The 267-nt window shown below is 64.8% G+C and carries 1 protein-coding gene; it reads right to left on the reverse strand.

The window, feature by feature from the left end; genetic code table 11:
* A partial coding sequence (locus SB756_RS30760) for a hypothetical protein (RefSeq protein WP_410913327.1) occupies positions 1-267 on the reverse strand: 267 nt, incomplete at both ends.

The raw sequence follows: 267 nt of genomic DNA on the forward strand, positions 1-267 counted from the left end.
GTAATAGCCACGCGCTTTGCCAGGTTCACCGCGCGCTGCTGCCCAGTCGCCCAACAGCATCACGTCATCCGGGCTACCTTCACCACGCGCCAGACTGGCTTCCAGCAAAGCTGTTGCCTCGGCACCACGGCCTTGTGCCTGCAGCTGTTGCGCCGAGGCCAGGGTCATGCGCCGTTGAATACGCTGCTGCAGCGCGTGCATGTCCGGGTTCCAGGTTGCCTGCGGTACTGCGCCCAGGCTGTCCAGAGCCAAGGCATCACGGTCGCT

Source organism: Pseudomonas sp. SIMBA_068 (genome assembly GCF_046534705.1).
In the GTDB taxonomy this organism is placed as follows: domain Bacteria; phylum Pseudomonadota; class Gammaproteobacteria; order Pseudomonadales; family Pseudomonadaceae; genus Aquipseudomonas; species Aquipseudomonas putida.